The following is an 18,981-nucleotide window of genomic DNA, read 5'->3' on the forward strand; positions in this document are numbered from 1 at the left end:
ACGCTTGTACAGGATGTCTTCCTCACTGGTCACGCGCATGCTGCTGGCGGTGGCCGCCGCATCGCTGCTGATCTTCCTGCTGATCGGCGGCTTCGAGCTCTGGCACGAGCGCAACCTGCTGACCCGCGAGGCCCAGGCCCGGGCCGACGCCGCGGTGGCGCTGAGCGCCGACCCGATGGCCAATGCCTTGTGGAACTACGACCTGGCGGCGCTGCAGCGCATGACGCAGGGCCTGGTGAAGGACGGCAGCATCGTGCATGCCGAGGTGCGCAACGAACGCGGCGAACTGCAGTCGCAGGCCTGGCGTGCGGGTGCGGGCCCAGGCCCGGGACTGCGCAGCCGCGAGCTGCCGCTGTCCATGCCGCTGCGGGCCCAATCCATTGGCCTGCTGACGGTGCAGGAGTCGGACGCCGACGTCAATGCCGAGATCCAGCGCCGTGCTGTCGACCGGCTGCCGCTGGAACTGCTGAAGGTGCTGGCGGTGGCGGTCAGCCTGCTGCTGCTGATGCACCGGCTGGTGATCTCACGCCTGTCGGCCCTGGTGCGGCAGCTGCGCAACCTGCGCGTTGACGACCTGCAGGCCAGGCTGCAGCCCACGCCGCAACCGGCCAACACGCGCGACGAGATCGTGGTGCTGGCGCGCGGCATCGAGCGCTACCACCATGCCCGGGTACTGGAGATGCAGCGTCGCCAGCATGCCGAGGAGCAATTGCGCGGCAGCCTGCAGGAGCGCTCGGCCATGCTGGGCTCGCTGCGCGAAGGCCTGCTGGGCCTGGACGCACTGGGGCGGGTGCAATATGCCAACCGCGCGCTGGGCGAATTGCTGGGCCTGGACACGGCGCCCACCCGCGGCCAGGGACTGCAAGGCCTGGCGCAACTGGACAGCGGGGACGGCGCGCGCGACTTCGGCGACGCCTTGTGCGACGGCATTGCCGCAGGCCAGCCGGCCCAGCTGCGCGCCGAACTGAGCCCGCAGGTCGGGCAGCCGCGCACGGTGCAGATCCAGCTGACGCCGCTGGGCGAGACCCGCCACGGCCTGCCGCAGGGGCAGACGCCAGGCGTGGCCTGGATCGTCGTCATCGCCGACATTTCCGACGCGGTGCAGCGACGCCGCTCCGAGCAGGCCCGCATGGCCGCCGAGGCCGCCAGCCAGGCCAAGAGCGACTTCCTCTCGCGCATGAGCCACGAGCTGCGCACCCCCTTGAACGCCATCGTCGGCTTTGCCCAGTCGCTGACGCAGGACCCTGCGATCCAGGCCGACGCGCAGCGGCTCAACCAGGTGGCCCTGATCGAGCGCGCCGGCTGGCACCTGAGGGCCATGATTGCCGACGTGCTGGACCTCTCGCGCATCGAAACCGGCAGCCTGCGCATCAACCGCGGCCCGGTGGACCTGCAGGCGCTGGTGGACGACGCGATGGCCCTGGTCGCGGGCGAGGCAGTGCGCGAGCAGGTGCTCTGCAGCGCCGAGGTCGACCCGCGCGCGCGCTGGGCCATGGCCGACGAGGTGCGGGTGCAGCAGGTGCTGCTGAACCTGCTGGGCAATGCGGTCAAGTACAACCGGCCCGGCGGCGACGTGGCGCTGCAGGTCAGCCCCGCAGGCGATGGCGAGGTCTGCATCGAGGTCAGCGACACCGGGCTGGGCATGGACGAGCAGCAGCAGGCCGGGCTGTTCCAGTCCTTCAACCGCCTGGGCCGCGAGCTGGGCGGCAAGCCCGGCGCCGGCATCGGCCTGGTCGTCACCCGCAGCCTGCTGGACATGATGGGTGGCCGCATCGAGGTCGACAGCGAAGCCGGCGTGGGCACCCGTTTCCGGGTGACGCTGCCGGCCGCCGCCCCCACCGACGACCAGCAGCTGACCCTGCCTTTCGACAGCAGCGCCAGCACCCGCCACACCGTGGCCTACATCGAGGACGATCCGGTCAACACGCTGGTGATGAGTGCGCTGGTGGAGCAACGCGAGGACCTGCAGCTGGTGACCTACACCAACCTTGGCGAGGGCCTGGCCGGGCTGCGCGCCCGGCGCCCGGACCTGCTGCTGCTGGACATGCAGCTGCCCGACGGCCGCGGCACCGAGCTGCTGGCCAAGCTGCAGCGCGAGCCCGCGCTGGCCACGCTGCCGGTCATCATGGTCTCGGCCGATGCGCTGGACGACAGCGTGCGCAATGCGCTGGCCGCCGGCGCGCGCGCCTACGTCACCAAGCCGCTGGCCTTCGATGAAGTGCTGCGCGAGATCGACGCCGCCCTGCAGGCCGGCAAGGCGCCGCCGCAGGCGGCCTGAAGCCAGCAGCCCGGCAGTTCAACGGTTCATGGGAAAACGCAGGGCCGTCCCAAGTTCCCTCACCCCCTTCGAGGCGCCTGACGCAAAGCGGCAGGCACGGGGGTGATCATGACCGGCTGCGCCAGGCCAGCCTGGCAAGGCACGTCGCCCAGCAGCCGCTGATAGTCGCCAGAGGCATGCAGCGCCGCCAGACCTCGGTTGAAGTCGGCCAGCAGCGCCACGCTGCCGGGCAGCTGGCGCGGCAGCATCAGGTGGGTGGTGAACTGGTTGGTGATCAGCCGCGGGTGGGCGCGGATGGTCTTGCCCTCGGCAGGCGTGAGCTGGGTGTCGATCAGGTGGCAGGCCACGTTGCGCTCCAGCAGCATCGCGTCGACCCGGCCTGCCGCCAGCTTGCGCAGGCCGGCCAGGTCGTCAGGCGTCCAGTCCACCTTCAGCGTGCCGTCATTGAAGCGGGCGATGAACTCGGGCGTGTAGGTGTAGGTACGGATCGCCGCGAAGGTGTAGGGCGCCAGGTCGGTCGGCACCTGCCAGTCCAGCTTCAGGCCGGCGCGGTACAGCACCACCCACTGCTCGGTCAGAACGTTGTCGCTGAGCAGGAAATCGCGTTCGCGGTCCGGCCGCCGGCCCCAGTAGGCCGAGCCGTCCCACAGCCCCGCCTTGGTCTCTTCCTGGGCCCGGCCCCAGGGCATGAAGCTGTAGATCACCTCATGGCCTGCGGTCTTCAGCGCCTGTCGCACGATGTTCAGCGCAATGCCCTGGTCGGCACGCGACTGCGTGGCATACGGCGGCAGCTCGCCTGTGGCAATGCGCAAGCTGCGGGCCTGCGCCAGGCCGGGCAGCGCAACGAGACATGAAAGCGAAATGGAAACCAGGCAGGCAAGGCAACGACGGCGCATGGGCCTGCAATATAGGCGTGCCCACCGGTATTGGCGAGCGCGCGCGGCGCCACTGCCCACGGCGTTTCAGATCGCGCAGCTGACCGGCTTCGCCCCCAGCGGCCCGCTCAGCACCGCGGGCGCGATGCCGACCAGGTAGCCGCGCCGGCCGCCGTTGATCAGGACGTTCGGCAGTTCCAGCACTGTCGCTTCGACATAGACCGGCATCGCCTTGCGCACGCCGAATGGCGAGGTGCCGCCGACCTGGAAGCCGGTGTGGCGCTGTGCCACCTCGGGCTTGCAGGGCTCGACGCTCTTGGTGCCGATGGCCCGCGCCAGGTTCTTGGTGCTGACCTGCTTGTCGCCATGCATCAGGATGATCAGCGGCTCGGCCTTCTCGTCCTGCATCACCAGCGTCTTGATCACCGCATGTTCCGGGTGCCCGAGCTGCCTGGACGACTCGGCCGTGCCGCCGTGGTCCACGTAGTCGTAGACGTGTTCGGTGAAGGCGACGCCGTGGGCTTTCAGCCACTGGGTCGCCGGGGTTTCGCTGACGTGTTTGTCCTTCTTGGCCATGCTCGCATTGTCGCCGCCCGAGGCGGGAAAACAGATGTTTGCCGCCGGGCCGCCCCAAGGCAAACGCTCCCCCTCGGGGGGGCGACGCCGCAGGCGTCTTGGGGGCAAACATCACTCACTGTGCCGGGTCGCGCATCTCCAACCGAATTGCATCAATCTCAGCCAACAATTCCGGGCTCAGCGTCGTGCCCCAGGCGTCCAGATCCTCATCGAGCTGCGCGAGCGAGGTCACGCCGATGATGGTGGAAGCCACGCGCCAGCTGGTGTAGCAGAAGGCCAGCGCCATGCGCGTGGGCGTCAGCCCGTGCTCACGGGCCAGCGCGTTGTAGCGCTTCGCAGCGGCCAGCGCGGCAGGCCGGCCCCAGCGCTGCTGCTTCATGCGCTCGAAGCGGGCAATGCGGCCAGTGTTGCCAGGATCATCGAAGCCGCGCTCGTCGTACTTGCCGGTGAGCAGCCCGAAGCCCAGCGGCGAATACGGGATGGAGGCCACGCCCAGCCGGTGCATCGCTTCGTCCAACCCGTTGTCGATCTGGCGGTTCACCAGGCAGTACGGGTTCTGCACCGTCAGCACCCGCGGCAGGCCATGCTGCTCGGCCACGCGCACGAACTCGGCCACGCCGTAAGGTGTTTCGTTGGACAGGCCGATGTGCCTGATCTTGCCGGCTTTCACGAGCTGCCCGAGCGCTTCGAGCTGGTCGTGGATGCTGGTGTATTCGGCCTCCTGCTTCGGGTCGAAATACATGGCGCCGAAGCTGGGCGCGTTGCGGTTGGGCCAGTGGATCTGGTAGAGATCGATCACGTCCGTCTGCAGGCGCTTCAGGCTGTCGTCGCAGGCGGCAAGGATGTGCGCGGGCTTCAGGTCTGGCGCGCCGCCGCGCACCCAGGGCATGCCGCGCGAAGGGCCGGCCACCTTGCTGGCCAGCACCACGCGCTCGCGCATGCCGGGCCGCTGCGCGAACCAGCGGCCGAGGATGGCCTCGGTCGCGCCAAAGGTCTCGGCGCGCGGCGGCACCGAATACATCTCGGCCGTGTCGAGGAAATTCACGCCGCGTTCGACAGCACGGTCCAGGATCGCGAACGCGGTGGGCTCGTCCACCTGCTCGCCAAAAGTCATGGTGCCCAGGCAGATCGGGCTGACACGCAGTTCGCTGCGGCCGAGGTTCAGGAGGTTCATCGTGGGCATTTGAACAAAGGCAAAGCCGAGAGTTTGCCGCAGCGAGGCAATTCCTGTCGGTCAGGGAGACTGACTGTTTGACGATGTGTTTTTATTGTTTTACAGTAAATTCATGCGCAAATCGACCGCTCGCCCCACCCTGCCCTCCGCGCCGCTGCTCGGCCCCACGCCATCGCTGGCCCAGCGCCTGCGCCGACTGGCACTGGCCGTTCAGGGCCTGGTGGCGGTAGGCGCCGTGCTGCTGCTGGCCTTGCTGATCTGGCGCATGGTGGCGCCGGCCGAGGCCTTGATGGCCGATGAATGGCTGGCGGGTGCGTCGATCCGTTCGCTGTTGATCGGAAACTTCACGGCGGCAGTGCGATGGCGCATCGTGGCGGTGAGCCTGTGCTCGATGGCGTTGGCCTGGGCAGTGCTGTGGCAGTTGTGGTCCTTGTTTGGCCACTATCGGCAGGGTGCGGTATTCGCTGCGCCCGCCGTGCGGCACCTGCGGCGCCTCGGCTGGCTGATGCTGGCGCACGCGTTGAGCCAGCCACTGGCAGGCGCGCTGATGACGGTGGCCGTCTCCATGGACAACCCCGCAGGCAAACGCCAGCTGCAGCTCTCGTTTGGCTCCGACGACTATGCCGGGCTGCTGATGGCACTGGTCTTCGTGGCCATCGCGCGGGTGATGGCCGAGGCCGCCCGGGTGGCGGCTGAAAACGAGCAGTTCGTCTGACCACCGCATGCCCATCATCGTCAACCTCGACGTGATGCTGGCCCGGCGCAAGATGCGCTCGCGCGAGCTGGCCGAGCACGTCGGCATCACTGAGCAGAACATCTCGCTGCTGAAGTCCGGCAAGGTGCGCGGCGTGCGCTTCGACACCCTTGCCGCCATCTGCCGCGTGCTCGATTGCCAACCCGGCGACCTGCTGGTCTATGCGCCAGGCGACGACGCCCCTGCCGGCGACACCGATGGCTGAGCCCACTACCGCTCATGCCTGGCCGCTGCCCGCGCCACGCCGCCGGTCGCTGCGCTGGGGCGCGGTGCTGCTGGCCCACGCGCTGCTGGTGCTGCTGTGGCGCTCGGCGACAGGGCCGGTGCAGGTCGGCGTGACCCAGCGGCCCGACACGCAGGTGCTGCAGTTGCTGGCACTGCGGCCGGCTGCGCCACCCATTTCCGGTCCACCGCCGCGGGCTGCTGCAACCACGCCCCCGGCGAGACCTCCAGTGGCCACCCAACGCCCGCAGCGCGGGGCCGAAACAACGGCAGTCCTGCCCTCGCCGGCCCCAACGCCCGAATCCACGCTCAGCCTGCTGCCCGAGCCACCGGCCAGCGCGCCGAAACGAGAGCGGCTGCTGGACAACGCAGCCACGCGCCAGGCGATCCGCGACGCTGCCCGCGGCCCCCTGCTCTCCGAGCGCGCGGCCGCGGCCACCGGCATTGCCCCTGCCACCGCCAGCAGCCGCCTGTCCGGCGCCACCCAAGGCGCCCTGGCGGCCGACTGCATGGCCCCTCAGGAAAGCGGCCCGGGACTGTTGGCCCTGCCTTTCCTGCTGGCCGCAGCGGCAGCTGGCAAGTGCGCACACTGAGCGCCGCTGGCATAGGGCTCGCGGTCGATGCCTGTCTCCAACGGCGCCGCCAAGCCCGTGCAGCCGGGCCGTGCCCGCATCAAGCCGGCACCATCTCGGCGGGCGTCGCGCGGCGTCGCAATGGCAGCGTCACCCTGAAAGTTGTGCCGCGGCCGACTTCGCTGTCGACCGTGATGCGCCCCTGGTGCTTTTGGACGATGCCGTAGGACAGGGACAGGCCGAGCCCGGTGCCTTTGCCGATGGGTTTGGTCGTGAAGAAAGGATCAAAGATGCGCGGCAGCACCTTGCTTGGAATGCCGCTGCCGTTGTCGATCACCTCGAACCAGGCTTCGCCGTCGACACAGCCGGTGCGGATGACGATGCGGCCTCGCTTGTCGCCCCTGTCTCCCATGGCGTGGGCGGCATTGACCACCAGGCTCATCACCACCTGGTTGAGCTGCGAGGACAGGCATTCGATCTCCGCCACCTGGCCGTATTCCTTCACCACATCGGCCTTGTCGCGCAGCTCGCTGCCCAAGATGTTCAAGGTCGAATCGATGCCCTGGTGGAGCTGCACCATCTGCCATTCCTGCAGTGCATCGACGTGCGAGAAGTCCTTCAAGTCCTGCACGATCTGGCGCACGCGGCCGATGCCTTCCTTGGATTCACGCATCAGGCTCGGCACGTCATCCTTCAGGTAGTCGATCTGCAGCTCTTCGCGCAAGGCCCGCAGCTGCGCTGCCGCCGGCGTCTGCTCGTAGGCGTCCAGCATGCGGAACAGGTCGGCCAGGTAGCCCTCGAGCGTGCCGACATTCGAGAAGACGTAGCCGATCGGGTTGTTGATCTCGTGCGCCACGCCAGCGGCCAGTTGGCCGATCGAAGCCAGCTTTTCCTGCTGCACGAGCTGCGCTTCCAGGTTCTTGCGCTCGGCGATCTCGGCCTGCAGCGCAAGGTTGGCCTGCGTCAGACGCTGAGTGCGTTCGTCGACGGCGGCCTCCAGGCTGTCGATCTGCAGGGCGGCCTGCTGCGTCATCTGCCACTTGGCGGTCAGCGCCTGAGCCAGCTGGCGCACCTCGATGTTGTCGAAAGGCTTCTTCAGGATCAGCAGGCGGTCGCGCGCGTCCAAGCGCCGGAAGACCTCGTCCCACGAGGTGTCGGAATAGGCGGTGCAGATCACCACCTGCAGCCGCGGGTCTGCATGCCACAAGTGCTCGATGGTCTCGACGCCGTCCCAGCCCGGCGGCATGCGCATGTCAACAAAGGCCATCGCGTACGGCCGGCCGTTGCGCAGCGAGGCCTCCACCTTCGCCAAACCCTCCTGGCCCTGGTAGGCCGAGTCCAGTTCGAAAACGGCCGCGCCGGTCGTGGCCTTCGGTGGCTCGTCGCCGAACAGCGCGGCGCGCGTGGCCTGGAGCGCAGACTTCGCCGGTGCCTGGGGGCAAAGGATCTTGCGGAAATCGTCGTGGATCGTCGGCATGTCGTCGACCAGCAAGATGCGGCGGTTTTCAAGGGTCATGATGGCCGTTCGGTTTTGAGGGGTAGTTCGAGGGTGAAGGCGGCACCCTGGCCGGGGCCTGCACTGGCAACGGTCAGCTTGCCGCCCATCTCGCGCGCGGCCAGCACGCAGCTGTGCAGGCCGAAGCCGTGGCCGTCCTTCTTGGTCGTGAAGCCATGGGCGAAGATCTTCGTCAGGTGTTCGGCGGCAATGCCTTCGCCGGTGTCAGCCACGATCACCTGCAGGCTGCACGGGTCGGCCACCTGAACGCGCAGCGTCAGCCGGTGTGCGGCCTCGGGCAGGCGCTGCATCGCGTGGCGGGCGTTGGCGATCAGGTTGACCAGGATCAGCAGCACGCGGTGCTTGTCCAGCAGCAGCGCGGGCACGGCTTCGAATTCGCGCAGCAGCGTCACGTTGCGGCCGGCGAGGGCACTGTTGTCGATGCGCAGCGCATCCTCGATCAGCTCGACGATGTGCACCGGCTCCACCAGGCTCGATGCGCCGGCGTAGGCCTGCTGCGTCGACACGATCTCCTTGATGTGCCGCACGTTCTTGGTCAGCACCGCCAGCTCGGCGGCAATCTCGGCACGCTCTTCTTCCAGCGCCTGCGCCAGCTGCTTCAGGTACATCGGCAGCATTCGGCCGCGAGCATCGTTCGTCAGGTAGTCGCCGAGCCGGTCGCCGTTCTGCTCGATCAGCTGCACCGCGCAGCCCAGGCTGGCGGCTTCTGAGTCGCGCACGCGCGTGGCGATGAGTTCGGCCGAGACATTGACGCTGTTGAGCACATTGCCGACGTTGTGCAGCACGTTGGTGGCGATCTCGGCCATGCCGGCATGGCGCGCGTTTTCCAGCGCCTGGCGCTGGGCGGCTTCCTGCTCGCGGGCCTTGCGCACCGCTTCCTCGGCCTCCTCGCGCCGGAAGAACCAGTGGCCGGTGGTCAGCAGGATCACGATGATCGGCACCGCCGCGACGACGACGACGATGCCCGACTGGCGGAAGCTGAAGTACAGGAAGGTCGCCACCGAGGCGTTGCCGGCGTAGGCGATGCCCAGCCACCCGAAGGAATCGAGGAAGGCCTTGAGGTTCAGCGGCTCGTTGCGCTTGAGCCGCGGCACCATGGTCACCAGCAGCGTGTTCAGCAGGAAGTAGCCGAAGGCGAACAGGATCGCCCCCAACAGCAACAGCCCGTCATGCGCCAGGCCGTGGCGCTGCAGTGCCTGCAGGCCGGTCTGCAGCAGCGAGCCCGCGCTGAACATCGCCAGCGCAGCCATCGCCGGGCTGGCAATGCGGCTGGTCCAGCGTTTGGAGGTCCGCCACGAACCGACCAGCGCCTCGCAGGCCGAGCCCAGCGCCGCCGCCTCCGGGCCGCTCAGCAGCAACAGCAGGAAGATGAAGATCTCGCCGGCGGTGAACGAGTTGGTCGAGCGCGGAATGCGCACCGGCACCAGCCCGGCCACCATCGCCAGCATGCTGGCCGCGAGCACCTGCAGCCACGTGGCCGCCGTCATCGCGGCCAACTGGTGCAGCGAATACCCGAGCACCGCCGCGCCCAGCAGCACCACGCTCCACCAGTAGATCGTGGCATTGCGGTTGTAGTCCGGCATGAGCCGGGCGTGCAGGCGCTGCCAGGGCCAAGGCGACGCTGGCGGCGGCTGCGGCGGCGGCAAAGCAGGGGCGAGAGCGGTGGGTTGCATCACGCGGGCTTGAGGGCTGCGGGCCTGGGCATGTTTCAGGGCTCGCCGGTCGGGCCGACCTGCGTCTCGCTCAGCACCAGGCCTTCGCTGAGCACGATGCCCTCGCTGAGCACGATCCCTTCACTGAGGACGATGCCTTCGCTCAGCACGATGCCTTCACTCAGCACGATGCCCTCGCTGAGCACGATCCCTTCGCTCAGCACAATGCCTTCGCTCAGCACCAGTCCGCTGCCGGCGGCCAGCCATCCGGCGAGCGTCGCGGTCGGGATGAAGATCCCGGTGAGGCCGCGCGCCGAGCTGCTGCCGGCGAGTGCAGCCGCCCAAGTGACGCCGGGCGTCAGCAGGCGCTGGCTTGCGGCGGGCTGCGCGACGATCGAGCGGATCCAGGCGGGGGCTGCTTCGCCGCGGGCGGCCGGCCACCAGCTGATCGTCGAGCGCTGCGCCGTGCCGCGCGCCCACACCAGGCGCGGGTCCCACAGCGGCTGGTACTGCGTGAAGAGTGCGCTGCCGCTGGCGATCTGATTGCCGCCGACGAAGACGATGCGGCTCCACGGCACGCTGCTGCCGTTGATGGTCGAGACCGGCGCCGGCAGGCTCTTGCCGGCGGCCAGCAGCGGAGACCCGGCGGACAGCGTGCCGGCGTCGATGGCTGTGGCGATGTCGGTGCGCAGCGCACCCGCCATGGCCACCGCACCGGCCACGTTCAGCAGGCCGGCACCTTGCTGCAGCAGGTTGGCGCCGGCCATCGGCTGTGCCGCGTATTGCAGCATCGCCTTGATCAGCGGCGGCGTCAGGCCCGGGTTGGCCTGCAGCATCAGTGCCACGGTGCCGGCGACGACCGGAGCGGCCACCGAGGTGCCGCTCAGTTGCATCAATTGCTTCAGCTTGGGCTGGCCGCTGCCGCCGTAGGGTGCCGAAATGTCGGGATAAGTCCGCGGCAGGTAGGCGAAGGCGCTGGCCGAGCCCTGCTTGTCCGAGGCCAGCACGCCGACGATGCGGTTGCCGGGTGCGACGAGGTCGGGCTTGAGCAGGTTGTCGGCCTGGCGCACGCCGTTGGCGTCGATCCGGCCGCCGCGCGTCGGCCCGCGCGAGCTGAAGAAGTTGACGCTGTCGTCGCTGCGTGCGGCGCTGTCCTTGAGGTTCGCCGATCCGACGGTGATCACCGAAGGGTCGTTGCCTGGTGCGCTGATCGTGCCGTAGGCCTCGGCGCCGTTGGCATCCTTGCCGAAGTTGCCGGCAGCGACGACCACCGTGATGCCGGCAGCCGTTGCGCTGCGCACGGCGCGGCACAGCGGGTCGGTCAGGTAGGACTCGGTCGAGTCGGCGGCCATGCTGACATTGAGCACGCGGATGTTGTATTCGCGGGCGTGATAGATCACCCAGTCGATGCCGGCGAGCACGTCGCTCAGCTCGCCGTTGCCGGCGTCGTCCAGCACCTTGACGTCGTAGAGCTTGGCGCCGGGGGCGATGCCGGTCGAATCGACGGGCTGGTAATTGCCGCGGCCGGCAGCGATCGCCGCGACGTGACTGCCATGGCCGTAGGGATCGGCACGGTCGGTGCGATCGGCGGCGATCAGCTTCTCGAAGGCCGATGCGGCCCGGCCGCTGCTGCTGCCGCTGTTGAGCGAGGCCGAAACGTCGACGCCGGGCTGCCACAGCTTGCCGGTCATGTCGCCTGCCTTCTGGAAGTCGACCGCGCGGGCGATGCGGCTGGACTTGCCCGCCGCGTCGAGGAAGTTGCTGTGGTGCCAGGCGATGCCCGAATCGAGCACTGCAATGCCGATGCCGCTGCCGTCCAGCCCAGCCTGGCCGAGGCTGCTGCCGGCATGCACGTCGGCGGCGCCGGTGGCCAGCTCCAGCAGGCTCGCGGTGCGCCGCGCCTGGCGATTCGGCGAGATGCTCTGCACGTCGGCACGCTGGGCGATCTCGGCCACGCGGTCAGCGGGCAGCAGCACAGACAGCGCGCTGACCGCCAGGTAGCGGTAGTACACCGAGCCACCTGCGGCCAGCACGTGCGCGCGCAGCTCGGTCAGCTCGGGATCCGGCGAGTTGCTGACGACCAGGACGCGCACATAGCGGCCACTGCTGGTGTCGCGCGCCCAGGAGGCGCGTGCGGCGGCAGAGGGGGACTGCAGCACGTCGCGCAAGTCGGTGGCAATCTTGTGCGAGTTGCCGGTCTGCGAATGCGCCGCCTGCGGCCACCACAGTGCCGATATCAGGCCGATCAGCGGCAGCACGGCAACCAGCAGGCGGACGAGGCGGCGCTCGACCAGGACGATGAAGCGGGTGACGTGGCTCATGCAGAACTCCTGAAGCTCGAGCGCAGGCCCGGTCCGCTTGGCCAGGAATCGCATGCCGCAACCATTGCACAGGGTTGCCAGCGCCGTATGGCGCACACGGCGCGCTCGGCTCAGGGGCCGTGCTGGCCCCGCCGCTTCGTTGGCAACCCCGCTGTCATCGCCCCTGAGGGCCTTAGACCGGAAGCTTTGCGACCCCGACTTTCGTGCGGGTGTGCCTTTGTCTCGATGTCAGTCAATGTATCGACCCGTGGGCCCATCAGACTGAGCAGTTTCCCGGTAAGCACGGCCGCAGAAAGGGCCCAGCGTGATGGAGTTTGCAAAGGACGGGGCAAAGCGGCAAATTCCTGCCGCGTGCGGTTTTGCCATCCACCGGGCATGCGCGCTGCTCGCTCATGCCGCGGTGTCCCGGCCAGGCAAACGCGCCTGCTCCGCCCGCGCCTCTTCCTGCAGCCTCAACACCCGCCGCTGCACCTTGCCGGTGGTCGTCATCGGCAAGGCCTGGATGAACTCGATCTCCTTCGGGTATTCGTAGGGCGCAAGCCGGCCGCGCACATGCTGCTGCAGCGCCTCGACCAGCGCCGCGCTGCCGTCGAAGCCAGGCGCCAGCACCACGTAGGCCTTGACCAGCGCGCCGCGCTCGGCGTCCGGCTTGGGCACGACGGCGGCGTTGGCCACCGCAGGGTGCTTGACCAGACAGTTCTCGACCTCGCTCGGGCCAATGCGGTAACCCGCGGCCTTGAACACGTCGTCGCTGCGGCCCTGGTACCAGAGGTAGCCGTCGGCATCCATCACCGCGCTGTCGCCGGTGCGGCACCAGCCCTGGCCATTGGCCTGCGTGAACTTGGCCTGCGTCGCGGCTTCGCGCCGCCAGTAGCCGAGGAAGACGATGGGATCGGGCTGCCCATGCACATCCAGCCGATGCAGCGCCACATCGCCCGGCGTGCCGCGTGGGCACTCGTTGCCAGCATCGTCGATCACCGCCACACGGTGGCCCGGGTAGGCGCGGCCCATGCTGCCGGGCCGCGGCGGCCAGCCCAGCGTCTGGCTGCAGTTGCCCACGATGTAGTTCACCTCGGTCTGGCCGAACATCTCGTTGACCGTCACGCCCAGCGCCTGCTGGCACCAGTGGAAAACCGTGTCGCCCACCGCCTCGCCGGCGCTCATCAGCGCGCGCAGCTTCAGCTTGTAGCGTTCACGCGGTGCCGGCACGGCCTTCATCATCGCCTTCAGCGCGGTCGGAAACAGGAAGCTGTTGGTCACACGGTGGCGCTGCATCAGCTCGAAGGCGCGCTCCGGCGAGAAGCGGCCGGCAAAGGCGACGATGGGCACGCCAAAGTACAGCGAGGGCAGCAGCGCATCCATCAAGCCGCCGGTCCAGGCCCAGTCCGCCGGGCTCCAGAACACGGCATCGGTGGGCACACCGGATGGGCCCAGCTTCTTGCGTGAACCAGGATCGACCAGCCAGTTCTGGCTGCAGACAAAACCGCTGAGGTTGCCGATCAGGGCGCGGTGCGGGATCAACGCACCCTTGGGCGGGCCGGTGGTGCCACTGGTGTAGATCAGCAAGGCGCTGTCGTCCGCGCGGGTGCGCACCGGCGTGAACTCGGCCGACTCGCGCGCCAGCAGCAGGTCCAGCGCCTGTTCGCCCTCGCCAAGCGCCTCGGCCTGAACGGCAATCAGAGTTCGCAGCGCCGGGCACTCGGCCCGCGCCTCGCGCAACGCGGGCAGCGTGCTGTCGTCGCCCAGCACCACGCCCACCTCGCCGTCCTGCAGCCGGTAGGCCAGCGCCTCGGGGCCGAACAGCTGCGACAGCGGCATGCTCACCGCGCCCAGCTGCGCCACCGCGATGTGCGCCACCGCCGTCTCGGCGCGCTGCGGCAGCGCCACCGCCACGCGGTCGCCACGCTTCACGCCCAGGCGCCGCAGCGCGTTCGACAGCCGGTTCGCCCGCGCCTGCAGCTCGCAGTAGCGCAGCAGGCTGAGCTTGCCGTCCAGCCCCTCGGTGCGGATGGCCACCGCCTGCGGCTGGCTGAGCGCCCAGCGGCGGCAGCAGACCTCGGCCAGGTTGAAGAAGGCCGGCACCTGCCAGCGGAAGCCGGCATGCAGCGCGGCGTGGCCATCGGGGGCCGCCGTGGGCGGCGGCAGGTCCTGCACGTTCATGGGCCCAGCCTAGGGCCAACATGCCCGGCCCGCCAGAGGGAAGGCCCGGAGCGCAGAGGACTCAGGCCGGCGCGGCAAAGGCCTGCAAGGCCTCGCCGCTCAGGCGGCACAAGCGCCAGTCCGGCAGCAGCGAAGCGCCCATCTTTTCGTAGAACGCAATCGCATTGGTGTTCCAGTCCAGCACGCACCATTCGAAGCGGCCGTAGTCGCGCGCCACCGCCAGTGCTCCCAGCTGCTTCAAGAAGCGCTTGCCCAGGCCGTTGCCGCGTTGCGAGGGCTGCACGTACAGGTCTTCCAGGTACAGGCTGGGCTTGCACTTGAAGGTTGAGAAGGTGGTGAAAAACAGCGCGAAGCCCACCAGCGTGTCGCCCTGCTGGGCCACCAGGCATTCGGCCGAGGGCCGCTCGGCGAACAGGTGCCGGCCCAGCGCCTCGGGCGTGGCTTCGAACAGGTGGGTCAGGCTCTCGAACTCGGCCAGTTCGTGGATCAGACCGACCACGGCCGGCAGGTCGCGCGGCTCGGCAGTGCGGATCAGGGGAAGGGCATCGGGCAAGGTGTTCATTGCAGGATTCTCGCGCCAGCCCGCCCAGCGCTGGCCGGTTGGTGACAGCACTGTCACGGCAAACCCCCTACATTCCTGCCATGACCGCTGCCTACGTCCCCCACCGCCTGGCCCACTCGCGCTACACCACCGTGCGAGGCCTGCGCCACCATGTGCTGGCCTGGGGCGACCCGGGCTTGATCACCCCCGAGCGGCCGGCGCTGGTGATGGGCCACGGCTACATGGACGTGGGCGCCTCGTTCCAGTTCGTGGTGGACGCGCTGGCCGCGCTGGAAGGCCCCACGCGCTACATCCTGGCGCACGACTGGCGCGGCTTCGGCCGCACCGACACGCCCGCCAGCGATAGCTACTGGTTCCCCGACTACCTGGGCGACCTGGACGCCTTGCTCGCGGCCAGCGAGCTGGGCCTGAGCGCGGACGTGCCGGTCGACCTGCTGGGCCACAGCATGGGCGGCAACATCGTGATGAGCTACGCCGGCCTGCGCCCCACGCGCATCCGCCGGCTGGTCAACCTCGAAGGCTTCGGCATGCCGCGCAGCTCGCCGCAGGACGCGCCGGCCAAGCTCACGATGTGGCTGGAAGGCCTGCGCAGCCCGCGCACGCTGCGCCCTTACGCGAGTGCCGCCGCGGTGGCCGAACGGCTGCGCCAGACCAACCCGCGCCTGCCGCTGGACAAGGCCTTGTGGCTGGCCACGCAATGGGCCGAACAAAGCGCCGATGGCCTGTGGCACCTGCAGGCCGACCCGGCCCACAAGCACCCCAGCGCGCTGCAGTACCAGGCCGACGAAGTGCTGGCCTGCTGGCGCCGCATCGCGGCACCGCTGCTGTGGATCGAAGGCCGCGACACCGAAGCCCCGCTGTGGTGGGGCGAGCGTTACCCGCACAGCGAGTTCGAGGCCCGCCTGGCCGTCGTGCCGCAGGTCAGCGCGCATGCCTTGAGCGACTGCGGGCACATGGTGCACCACGACCAGCCCGAGGCCGTGGCCCAGCTGCTGCAGGGCTTCCTGGCGCCCTGAAGCAGAACTTGTGAAGTCTGCTGCCGGCCCCGCGTGAGGGCCGGGCGCCGCCGTGGCGAAACAGTGCGCCCATCCACGGGAATCCACCCCCCAAACCTGACGTGCGTCGAACGCGCCGCCACATCCGTGGGCGCCGCTTCGTGGTGGCACGAACATGCGCTATCGGGCCCAGGGGTGCGGCGATAGATTGGCTTGCGTCTGGACGACGCCGGATCCTTCACCCCCTCTTGCGGAGCATCGCCATGAATCGGAGACCCACCTTCGTTGCAGTCAGACAAGCGGTATGCCCAGTGTTTGCAGTCTGTGCCCTTGCCCTCTCGCCCCTCGCCGCTCGCGCCGACGAGCCGGCCATGATGATGATGAACCTCGTCAACGCGAATTACGCCGAGGTCACCGTCTACAACGTCAAGCCTGGCCAGGAGCAAGCCTTCCTGGAAGCCATGGTCGACAACGGCCCCTACCACCGGCTGATGAACGGCGCGGTCGGTGAAAAAGTGCTGGCACCCTTGCCTGATGAAGCGGCCAACGGCCGCAGCGCGTGGGTCTCGGTGGCCCGCTACCTGGACTCGGTGACGGCCAAGCGCGTCAGCAGCGCGCGCGACAAGAAGGTTGCCGAGTTCCTCGACGGCCCGCCCACCCGCACCGGCGGCACGCTGGTCAAGCATGTGTTCGCCGACTGGGGCTGGGAGAAGGGCCGCGCACCTGCGCTGGTGGACGTGCAGGCCAATGGCTCGGACCGCATCTTCAAGGAACGCCTGACCTCGCTGAGCTTCCTGAAGACCGGCTACACCGGCCAGGCCGGCTTCGTCGAGTTCTTCGACCAGGGCCAGACCCCCACCTCGCTGCGCGCCTCGCTGGCCAACCGCAGCGGCCTGTCGGGTGCGTCCATCTACGCCACGCCGAACAAGGGCTACTTCATCTACAGCGAGTACTTCAGCAGCCCCAGCGGCGCGCAGCGCGCCAGCCTGCAGGCCGAAGCCAGCCGGGCCCAGGCCGGCACGGTGGAACTGAACTACGTGCCGCGCTGAAGCGCCGCCTTTGAACAGCCCAAAGGAGAAAACCATGCATGCCAACCTGACGCGCCGTGTGGCGCTGCTGTCTTCCGCCATCGCACTGGCATTCTTGAGTGCCACCCTGCCCACGGTCGCCGTGGCCCAGGGCGAATACGAGCAGACCCTGCTGGCCCAGAAGGCCACGCCGGTGTTCGCCCAAATCGTCATCTATGACGTGCTGCCCGGCCGCGAAGCCGAGTTCGAGAAGCTGATCGCGCTCGGGGCCAAAGGTGGCGCCAAGGGCAGCGAGTTCATCAACGACCGGGTGCTGAAGAACATCGACGCCGCCAGCCCGCAATACGCCACCTACACCAAGTTCGGCAACGCCGGCACCGCGCAGGCGCTGACGACCAGCCGCATCACCGCCGTGCGCGCGCTGCTGCGCCGCGATGCCGAGAGCCACCTGGCGCAAATGGACAAGGTCTACACACCCAAGGGTGAACTCAATGCGCCCAATGGCCGCGAGCTGGGCACCAGCGTCGGCCAGATCGCCCACCTGGGCCTGTTCCTGCCAACGCCCTCGCGCGTGGAGGACTACTACGCCGCGCTCTACAAGGTGAAGGTGCACACGCTGAACCGCAAGCCGCGCGGCTACATCGGCGACGAGCTGCTGATCGAGACCCAGCGCAACACCGCGCAGCTGCAGGCCCCGTACACGCCGCGCCCGCGCGAAGCCACCCGGCTGTCGTTCAACTACGGCGAGTACAAGAAGCTGGAAGACGCCGAGGACTCCTACGTTGATCGCACGCAGGAAACCTCGCCGGAAATGATCACGCTGGAGCGCACCTTCTACAGCGCGCTGCAGGTGCCCAACCGCTTCTACATCTTCAAGGTCATCGGCAACAGCTGAGCGCGCACCCGCGCGCCCGCTCAACCGGCCGGCTCCCGCGGAGCCGGCCCCGCATCAGAAGGGAGGCTGACATGCGAAGCACGATCGCAGGATCGCGTGCGGACGGCGCCTGCCATGTGCTGGCCGCCGGCTGCATTGCGCCAGGCTGCGCAGACGTGGGCCAGGCCCATGCGCAGGTCTGGCGCGGCGCCCGCAGCACGGTGCCGATGCGCCGAGTCGCGGACGACGCGCTGGCCATCGCCAGTGCGCTGCCGGCCCGCATTGCCAAGCGCATGGACCGCTTTGCCCACCTGGCCGTGGCCGCCACGCGCAGCACGCTGGCAGCGCATGCCGCCGCGTCGTTGCCGCGCAGCGATTGCGGCATCGTGGTGGGCAACATGACAGGCGGCTGGGGCTGTACCGAGCCCGAGCTGCGCAAGCTGCACAGCACCGGCCTGGCGGACATCAGCCCCTACCTGGCCTCGTCCTGGTTCCCGGCCGCGGCCCAGGGCCAGGCCAGCATCCAGCTCGGGCTGGAAGGCTATGCCAAGACGATTGCCACCGACCGCTGCGCCGGCGGCCAGGCCATCGGCCTGGGCTTCGCGCGCATCGCCCACGGCAAGGCCGAGGCCATCGTCGCCGGCGGCGCCGAGGCGCCGATCACGCCCTTCGTCGAAGCCGCCTACGAATGCAAGTTCGGCGACCGCGCGCAGCTGCGTGAGGCCGCCGCCTTCCTGCTGCTTTCGCCCGAGGCACCGGCAGACCAAGCCCGGCCGCGCATCACCCGCCACCGCACCCGCGCGCTGTTCCACGACGAGCCGCTGCAGGCCCAGGTGCGCGAGCTGCTGGCCGCCGCGTCCGAGCCGGAAATGGCCGAGCTGGCGCTGTTCGTCAACACCTTGCCGCACGACCGCATCGAGGCCGAGATCGAGCAGGCGGTGCGCGCCAGCGGCCTGGCCGTCGCCACGCTGATGTTTCCCAACCGCGTGCTGGGCGACAGCCTGGCCGCCTCGGCGGCGCTGGCCGCCGCGGTCGCCTGCGAGAGCCTGCTGCAGGCCCAGTGCAGCCACGCGCTGGTGCTGTCGGTCGGCCACCAGTGCCTGGACATCCTCACCCTGACCCTCTAGGAGGCCAACATGAACGACTTGAGCGCAGCGCTGGACCAGCGCCACACGATCGCCACGATCAGCACGACGGATCGCGTCATCAAGGCCATCCGGGCCCTGGGCTGCGACGCCGACCCCATCCTGCCGGTGCACGAGCTGGACCGCGAGCTCGGCATCGACTCGACCGAGTTCGTCGAGCTGGGCATGCTGGTGCGGCGCGAGTTCGGCGTGGACGACAAGGCCATCAGCCTGTTCGGCGTGGAGCGCGTGTCCGACATCGTCGCCCGCGTCGACCAGCTGCTGGCGAAGTAGGGCC

Annotated in this window: 17 protein-coding genes and 1 riboswitch; of the genes, 9 read left to right on the forward strand and 8 right to left on the reverse strand. The window is 69.1% G+C overall.

The genetic code is table 11. The features are described 5' to 3' along the window. The first annotated feature begins 13 nt into the window (after positions 1 to 13). Entirely contained in the window at positions 14 to 2,278 is a 2,265-nt protein-coding gene (locus AC3WR5_RS02935) for a hybrid sensor histidine kinase/response regulator (RefSeq protein WP_492481717.1), read from the forward strand. Between the two features lie 59 nt (positions 2,279 to 2,337). On the opposite strand, the gene AC3WR5_RS02940 is transcribed toward AC3WR5_RS02935, so the two are convergent. The 3 genes from AC3WR5_RS02940 to AC3WR5_RS02950 form a co-directional block, all read right to left on the reverse strand. Next, positions 2,338 to 3,174: a substrate-binding periplasmic protein gene (locus tag AC3WR5_RS02940; RefSeq protein ID WP_492481719.1), complete on the reverse strand. Its 837-nt coding sequence runs from the start codon at positions 3,172 to 3,174 to the stop codon at positions 2,338 to 2,340. Between the two features lie 66 nt (positions 3,175 to 3,240). Beyond that, a complete protein-coding gene (locus AC3WR5_RS02945) occupies positions 3,241 to 3,729 on the reverse strand; it encodes an aminoacyl-tRNA deacylase (protein ID WP_492481721.1) in 489 nt (162 codons plus the stop codon). Positions 3,730 to 3,844: 115 nt separating this feature from the next. Continuing rightward, positions 3,845 to 4,903, reverse strand: coding sequence for an aldo/keto reductase (locus AC3WR5_RS02950; protein ID WP_492481723.1), 1,059 nt, complete (start codon positions 4,901 to 4,903; stop codon positions 3,845 to 3,847). A gap of 112 nt (positions 4,904 to 5,015) precedes the next feature. Between AC3WR5_RS02950 and AC3WR5_RS02955 the strand changes: the two genes are divergently transcribed. From AC3WR5_RS02955 to AC3WR5_RS02965, 3 genes are read left to right on the forward strand one after another with little or no spacing between them, the layout of a single operon-like run. Beyond that, positions 5,016 to 5,618: a DUF2975 domain-containing protein gene (locus tag AC3WR5_RS02955; RefSeq protein WP_492481725.1), complete on the forward strand. Its 603-nt coding sequence runs from the start codon at positions 5,016 to 5,018 to the stop codon at positions 5,616 to 5,618. 7 nt (positions 5,619 to 5,625) lie between these two features. Then, entirely contained in the window at positions 5,626 to 5,862 is a 237-nt protein-coding gene (locus tag AC3WR5_RS02960) for a helix-turn-helix domain-containing protein (protein ID WP_141290163.1), read from the forward strand. After that, positions 5,855 to 6,472, forward strand: coding sequence for a hypothetical protein (locus AC3WR5_RS02965; RefSeq protein WP_492481727.1), 618 nt, complete (start codon positions 5,855 to 5,857; stop codon positions 6,470 to 6,472). Before AC3WR5_RS02960 ends, AC3WR5_RS02965 begins: the two co-directional genes overlap by 8 nt. Before the next feature lie 79 nt (positions 6,473 to 6,551). On the opposite strand, the gene AC3WR5_RS02970 is transcribed toward AC3WR5_RS02965, so the two are convergent. The 5 genes from AC3WR5_RS02970 to AC3WR5_RS02990 all read right to left on the reverse strand — a co-directional run bounded on the left by AC3WR5_RS02970 (position 6,552) and on the right by AC3WR5_RS02990 (position 14,662). Beyond that, entirely contained in the window at positions 6,552 to 7,967 is a 1,416-nt protein-coding gene (locus AC3WR5_RS02970; RefSeq protein ID WP_492481729.1) for an ATP-binding protein, read from the reverse strand. Further along, on the reverse strand, positions 7,964 to 9,640 hold the full coding sequence (locus tag AC3WR5_RS02975; protein ID WP_141290237.1) for a sensor histidine kinase: 1,677 nt from the start codon (positions 9,638 to 9,640) through the stop codon (positions 7,964 to 7,966). The genes AC3WR5_RS02970 and AC3WR5_RS02975 overlap by 4 nt, the downstream gene beginning before the upstream one ends. A gap of 35 nt (positions 9,641 to 9,675) precedes the next feature. After that, positions 9,676 to 11,940, reverse strand: a complete 2,265-nt coding sequence (locus AC3WR5_RS02980) for a S8 family serine peptidase (RefSeq protein WP_492481731.1) — start codon at positions 11,938 to 11,940, stop codon at positions 9,676 to 9,678. 138 nt (positions 11,941 to 12,078) lie between these two features. After that, positions 12,079 to 12,166: riboswitch (cyclic di-GMP riboswitch) on the reverse strand. Positions 12,167 to 12,330: 164 nt separating this feature from the next. After that, positions 12,331 to 14,100: an acetate--CoA ligase gene (locus tag AC3WR5_RS02985; RefSeq protein ID WP_492481733.1), complete on the reverse strand. Its 1,770-nt coding sequence runs from the start codon at positions 14,098 to 14,100 to the stop codon at positions 12,331 to 12,333. Between the two features lie 61 nt (positions 14,101 to 14,161). Then, the gene (locus tag AC3WR5_RS02990) at positions 14,162 to 14,662 is read right to left on the reverse strand and encodes a GNAT family N-acetyltransferase (protein ID WP_492481735.1); all 501 of its coding nucleotides are present in this window, start codon (positions 14,660 to 14,662) and stop codon (positions 14,162 to 14,164) included. A gap of 80 nt (positions 14,663 to 14,742) precedes the next feature. Here AC3WR5_RS02990 and AC3WR5_RS02995 point away from each other — a divergent pair, with 80 nt between their 5' ends. From AC3WR5_RS02995 to AC3WR5_RS03015, 5 genes are all read left to right on the forward strand, one after another. Continuing rightward, positions 14,743 to 15,678 carry an alpha/beta fold hydrolase gene (locus tag AC3WR5_RS02995; protein WP_492481737.1) on the forward strand — a complete coding sequence of 312 codons (936 nt, stop codon included), beginning with the start codon at positions 14,743 to 14,745 and terminating at the stop codon, positions 15,676 to 15,678. A gap of 350 nt (positions 15,679 to 16,028) precedes the next feature. Then, positions 16,029 to 16,706, forward strand: a complete 678-nt coding sequence (locus AC3WR5_RS03000) for a hypothetical protein (protein ID WP_141291222.1) — start codon at positions 16,029 to 16,031, stop codon at positions 16,704 to 16,706. A 34-nt stretch (positions 16,707 to 16,740) separates the two neighbouring features. After that, complete coding sequence (locus AC3WR5_RS03005) at positions 16,741 to 17,580, forward strand: hypothetical protein (RefSeq protein WP_141291224.1); 840 nt, start codon at positions 16,741 to 16,743, stop codon at positions 17,578 to 17,580. Positions 17,581 to 17,651: 71 nt separating this feature from the next. After that, positions 17,652 to 18,686 carry a beta-ketoacyl synthase N-terminal-like domain-containing protein gene (locus tag AC3WR5_RS03010; protein WP_492481740.1) on the forward strand — a complete coding sequence of 345 codons (1,035 nt, stop codon included), beginning with the start codon at positions 17,652 to 17,654 and terminating at the stop codon, positions 18,684 to 18,686. Between the two features lie 9 nt (positions 18,687 to 18,695). Further along, positions 18,696 to 18,977 carry an acyl carrier protein gene (locus AC3WR5_RS03015; RefSeq protein WP_141291645.1) on the forward strand — a complete coding sequence of 94 codons (282 nt, stop codon included), beginning with the start codon at positions 18,696 to 18,698 and terminating at the stop codon, positions 18,975 to 18,977. Positions 18,978 to 18,981 lie beyond the last annotated feature (4 nt).

The organism is Ideonella sp. FW305-24 (assembly GCF_058788035.1).

What these genes read in the sequence shown, in the direction of transcription:
- AC3WR5_RS02985 (WP_492481733.1), bottom strand. Translation starts at nt 14,100, where the DNA reads ATGAACGTGCAGGACCTGCCGCCGCCCACGGCGGCCCCCGATGGCCAC.
- AC3WR5_RS02990 (WP_492481735.1), bottom strand. Translation starts at nt 14,662, where the DNA reads ATGAACACCTTGCCCGATGCCCTTCCCCTGATCCGCACTGCCGAGCCG.
- AC3WR5_RS02960 (WP_141290163.1), top strand. Translation starts at nt 5,626, where the DNA reads ATGCCCATCATCGTCAACCTCGACGTGATGCTGGCCCGGCGCAAGATG.
- AC3WR5_RS03015 (WP_141291645.1), top strand. Translation starts at nt 18,696, where the DNA reads ATGAACGACTTGAGCGCAGCGCTGGACCAGCGCCACACGATCGCCACG.
- AC3WR5_RS02950 (WP_492481723.1), bottom strand. Translation starts at nt 4,903, where the DNA reads ATGAACCTCCTGAACCTCGGCCGCAGCGAACTGCGTGTCAGCCCGATC.
- AC3WR5_RS02945 (WP_492481721.1), bottom strand. Translation starts at nt 3,729, where the DNA reads ATGGCCAAGAAGGACAAACACGTCAGCGAAACCCCGGCGACCCAGTGG.
- AC3WR5_RS02965 (WP_492481727.1), top strand. Translation starts at nt 5,855, where the DNA reads ATGGCTGAGCCCACTACCGCTCATGCCTGGCCGCTGCCCGCGCCACGC.
- AC3WR5_RS02935 (WP_492481717.1), top strand. Translation starts at nt 14, where the DNA reads ATGTCTTCCTCACTGGTCACGCGCATGCTGCTGGCGGTGGCCGCCGCA.
- AC3WR5_RS03005 (WP_141291224.1), top strand. Translation starts at nt 16,741, where the DNA reads ATGCATGCCAACCTGACGCGCCGTGTGGCGCTGCTGTCTTCCGCCATC.
- AC3WR5_RS02980 (WP_492481731.1), bottom strand. Translation starts at nt 11,940, where the DNA reads ATGAGCCACGTCACCCGCTTCATCGTCCTGGTCGAGCGCCGCCTCGTC.
- AC3WR5_RS02940 (WP_492481719.1), bottom strand. Translation starts at nt 3,174, where the DNA reads ATGCGCCGTCGTTGCCTTGCCTGCCTGGTTTCCATTTCGCTTTCATGT.
- AC3WR5_RS02975 (WP_141290237.1), bottom strand. Translation starts at nt 9,640, where the DNA reads ATGCAACCCACCGCTCTCGCCCCTGCTTTGCCGCCGCCGCAGCCGCCG.
- AC3WR5_RS02955 (WP_492481725.1), top strand. Translation starts at nt 5,016, where the DNA reads ATGCGCAAATCGACCGCTCGCCCCACCCTGCCCTCCGCGCCGCTGCTC.
- AC3WR5_RS03000 (WP_141291222.1), top strand. Translation starts at nt 16,029, where the DNA reads ATGATGATGATGAACCTCGTCAACGCGAATTACGCCGAGGTCACCGTC.
- AC3WR5_RS02970 (WP_492481729.1), bottom strand. Translation starts at nt 7,967, where the DNA reads ATGACCCTTGAAAACCGCCGCATCTTGCTGGTCGACGACATGCCGACG.
- AC3WR5_RS02995 (WP_492481737.1), top strand. Translation starts at nt 14,743, where the DNA reads ATGACCGCTGCCTACGTCCCCCACCGCCTGGCCCACTCGCGCTACACC.
- AC3WR5_RS03010 (WP_492481740.1), top strand. Translation starts at nt 17,652, where the DNA reads ATGCGAAGCACGATCGCAGGATCGCGTGCGGACGGCGCCTGCCATGTG.